The following is a 4,130-nucleotide window of genomic DNA, read 5'->3' as shown; positions in this document are numbered from 1 at the left end:
CCAGATCTTCTTCCAATGCTCTTGCGGCATGTCAGCAAAAGCTGTCAGCTCTGCTTCGGCCTGTTCGAGCATGGCTGCTACCTCGGGAAACGAGCCTGATAGACCGTCAATGACGGTGCGGTATTGAGCTCTGACAGCCTGCGCGGTGGTCTGAGCAAAGATCGTTGAGACCAGGGCGTTGACAGGCTTGGAACGGGCTGAGCCGACCCGTTGGGTGATGTTACGGGCGAAGTGGACCCGGCACCGTTGCCAGGCCGCTCCGGGCAGGATCGCTTTGACTGCGGCTTTCAACCCCGCGTGAGCATCCGAGGTCACTACCGCCACCCCGAGCCGATCAGTGGGTGTGGCGACTTTCAGGCCGCGCTCTCGCAGGGAGCGGAGAAACTCAGTCCAAAAGTCGGTGGTCTCAGAATCACCCAGTGCCATGCCCAGGATCTCGCGCTTACCCTCACCGCTGACGCCGGTGGCTACGACGAGTGCTTGAGAGACGACTCGGTTACGTACACGCACGTCGAGATAGGTCGCATCCAGGAACAGGTAGGGGAACCAGGTGTGATCCAAGGGCCGGCCCAGGAACTGGCTTACGCCTTCATCGATGTCGGCGCAGATACGGGACACCGTTGATTTTGAGATACCCGTGTCGTTGCCCAGGGCTTTGATCAGGTGATCGACCTTGCGTGTGGAGACACCATCGATCCAGGCTTGGCAGATCACTGCATAAAGCGCTTTATCTACCCGACGGCGCGGGGAGAGCAGCGCCGGGAAGAAAGAGCCCTGACGCAGCTTAGGGATCTGTAGGTCAACTTCCCCCGCCGGGGTGGCAAGAGTCTTGGGCCGGGTGCCGTTGCGGTGAGTGACCCGGTCAGGGGTGCGTTCGTGAGGTCCGGCCCCGATCTTGGCGGTCGCTTCAGCATCGATGAGATCTTGTAGGCCGGCCTGGAGCAGGCGGCGGAAGACATCGTTGTGAGCAAGATCAGGGTCGGTGAGGACTTCAGAAATCAGGGTCGTCAGGGCAGACTGGTGGTGAGTCATCGTGGGATGTCGCTTTCTTGTCTCTTGGTCGAACATTTGAGTCTCCCACGATGACTCCCAACAATCTTCACCATCACCGTTGCTGGCAGCCCCGCAGGAATTTACACCACACTAAGGGACTCACCCTGCTGGTGTTGCGGAAATCGGTGGATGGTGGGTAGTCTGACCACCATGTTGAGCTGAATGCATTGATAGATCCGCGACCGAGGCGATGCCCGGCGGATTCCAGCATGCATTTCAAGGACTCACATGTTCTCCCAAAACTTTTCTGCTGTTTCGCGCACCCCAGCAAACTCTCTCGCCGGTTCTCACATTCGTATTGATGGTCTGTCGAAGGCGTACCCGGATAGGCGGGTGCTGACGAACGTTAGCTTCGCCGTTGCCTCGGGTGAACGAGCCTGCCTCGTGGGCGAGAACGGCAGCGGCAAGACGACGCTCCTGCGCATCGTGGCAGGGATAGATGATGACTTCGACGGCGCCGTTAGCGTACCCGGAATTGTTGGCCTCTATCACCAGGAGCTGCCCTTCCCGCTGACGTGGTCACTGGCGGAGGTGATTGCTGATGCCACATCTGAACATCGGGTAGTGCTCCAAGCAATTGAGGAGACGGGCAATGCCATCGCGGCAGGCGAGGATGGTGCCAGCTCACGTTTCGAAGAGGCGCTGGCAACCGCCGAGCGTATCGGAGCCTGGGACATTGACTCGGTTGCTGATCGCCTCCTCCATGGCTTCGGACTCAACGCCGTCGAACAGAAGCGCCGCGTCAGTGCGATGTCGGGAGGTCAGCAGGCGCGACTCTCACTTGCGTGGCTTCTTCTCAGCTCTCCAGACACCCTGCTTCTCGATGAGCCGACGAACCATCTGGATGATGGGGCGGCGGATCTTCTCGCAAGCCTGTTGGCTTCGTGGAATGGGCCGGTTCTGATCGCCAGCCACGACCGAGCATTTATCGACGCGGTCGCGACAACGATCATGGACCTGGACCCAGCTCCTTCCCGTCACGCAGACACTGTCCTGGACGACTCTCCGGGTAGCGGCTTTGGCATCACGAAGTTCTCGGGAACCTACACCGACTTCGTAGCTTCGCGCTCGCGTGAGCGCGAGTTGTGGGAGAAGCAGTATCGGGACGAGCAGGAGGAACTGAAGGAACTCCGCGCTCGCGTTGGTCGCGGGCATGCTACCGATAACCCTTCGCGTCCGATCAAGACTGAACAGCGGGCTGCCGTGAAGTTCTATTCGGATAGGAACGCGAAGGCCGTGTCTCGCAGGGTGCGGGACGCCGAGAGAGCTCTCGAGCAACTCAATCAGGACCAGGTACGCAAGCCTCCCGCCGAGCTGTCGTTTGCTGGGCTGAGTGTGGCGGGAGGTCAGTCTTATCAGGAGGGTTTTGGTGATCAGACGGTACTTGTTGGTAGTGGGCTTGGTGTCGAGGGGCGGCTTGCGCCGATTGATATCTCGATCCGTCAAACAGACCGACTCCTCATGACCGGTGAGAACGGATCCGGGAAGTCCACGTTACTTAAAATCCTCTGTGGCGAGATTGAAACATTTGACGGGAGTCTGAACTATCCAGCCCGAACGACCATCGCCGCCCTTGCCCAAGACGTGGGAAGGATTCTCGCGAGGAGAATCCCCGACCGTGATTGGCGGAAACTCAGTGTCGTTGACGTCTACGGGCATGCGTTGAGTGAAGAACTCGTCGAGCAAGTTCCGCTTCGAACGTTTGGGCTCATTGCCGGTCGGGACCACAATCGGATCGCAGGGTCACTATCAACGGGCCAGCAACGCAGGCTGGAGCTCGCTGTGCTCCTTGCGGACCCTCCGGACATCCTGTTGCTTGACGAGCCAACGAACCACTTCTCGCTCAAACTCACCACTGAACTCGAGAACTCCATCGCTGACTACCCAGGTGCCGTTGTCGTTGCGAGCCACGATCGTTGGCTAAGAAAGCGATGGGCGGGTCGAACAATGCACTTGGAGCCGAGTGACTGATTCAGTGGGCGAATGCCATGATCGAAAGCGTGAGGTTACAGACCCAACGTCGCGATTTCTTTGGGCTTGAAATGCCTCTTATTCGCGCTTCTTACTAGGAGATATTTGGCTTGGATCAATCAGCGTTAATGACGTCAATTAGATCCAATTTCTGCCCGGAACGGATGGGATACTCCTAAGGTATCCACCGCGAGGAAGTATCGCGGTCTAGACGTGATTTACATGCGCTACGAATGTCCAGAGGGGGAAGCTCTACCTTCGAGTGCAAGGAAGGCAGAGTTCATGAAGGCAAAGTTGGCGGCTCTGGCGGTCGTTGGCATGTCCCTGGCGGGTTGTTCGTCCTCGACGGGTGCGACTGAGGACGAGGCAACAACCACAGAAGTGGGCACGACTGAGGAGGTCTCCGAGGAGCCAACCGACGTCGAGGAAGAGCCGGAGACCACGGAACCAGAATCAGAGGAGCCCGAGACTACGGTCGAGGAAGTGGCTGAGCCGGAACCCGCAGTGACAACTGCGCCGCCGGCTGCTCCGGCACCTACTGTCGCACCTGCGGCACCGACTCAGGAACCCACAAGCTCAGCGCCGAGCTTTGATACGAGCATTTACGGAGACTCAGTGACGAACGCCCGCGGCAACCTGGTGAAGCAGGTTGGACAGCTCGCTGGGATTGGTCTCTCGGACGGCTCAACGGGGGTTCAATTTACTGTCACGAACATCGAATCGAACTTCCAGTGCACGAGTCCTTGGGCGGAGCCACCCATGAATGGTCAGTTTGTCGCAATCACCATGGATATCAATGTGATGCCTGAACTTGCCAATGCCACCCCTTCAGAGATTTGGGTAACTCCTTACGACTTCACTATCTATTCACCTGATGGCACTCGCGAGAACGACTCCATAGGAAATTCTTACTACTGTCTGAACGATGCTGAAGCTATTCCTAGCTACATTCGTCCGGGAGAGCATGCGGTGGGCAAGATCGTCCTTGACACCTCCTACCCGACCGGAAGCATCCTTTACACCGTGGACGGCGTGTCCGGATGGGAATGGTCCTACTAGGGTTGCTCAAATCCAATCAGGTTGAGAGCTGTGGGGGCGACGAATAT

General features: G+C 58.1%; 3 protein-coding genes. 2 read left to right on the top strand and 1 reads right to left on the bottom strand.

Annotated elements, in window-relative coordinates:
- On the bottom strand, positions 1-1,032 hold a 1,032-nt coding region (locus QMB98_RS02070; RefSeq protein WP_371683984.1), incomplete at its 3' end, for an IS256 family transposase.
- 249 nt (positions 1,033-1,281) lie between these two features.
- On the opposite strand from QMB98_RS02070, the gene QMB98_RS02065 reads away from it, so the two are divergent.
- Complete coding sequence (locus tag QMB98_RS02065) at positions 1,282-3,024, top strand: ABC-F family ATP-binding cassette domain-containing protein (RefSeq protein ID WP_371683983.1); 1,743 nt, start codon at positions 1,282-1,284, stop codon at positions 3,022-3,024.
- A 282-nt stretch (positions 3,025-3,306) separates the two neighbouring features.
- A complete protein-coding gene (locus tag QMB98_RS02060) occupies positions 3,307-4,083 on the top strand; it encodes a hypothetical protein (protein WP_371683982.1) in 777 nt (258 codons plus the stop codon).
- The last annotated feature ends 47 nt before the right edge of the window (positions 4,084-4,130 follow it).

The organism is Flaviflexus sp. (assembly GCF_041440645.1).
Lineage (GTDB): Bacteria > Actinomycetota > Actinomycetes > Actinomycetales > Actinomycetaceae > Flaviflexus.
Note: the sequence above shows the minus strand (reverse complement) of the source record. Positions and strands in the feature narration are given on the sequence as shown.

Bases quoted from the DNA above. Each gene is read 5' to 3' on its own strand.
- QMB98_RS02065 (WP_371683983.1), top strand. From the start codon at position 1,282: ATGTTCTCCCAAAACTTTTCTGCTGTTTCGCGCACCCCAGCAAACTCT.
- QMB98_RS02060 (WP_371683982.1), top strand. From the start codon at position 3,307: ATGAAGGCAAAGTTGGCGGCTCTGGCGGTCGTTGGCATGTCCCTGGCG.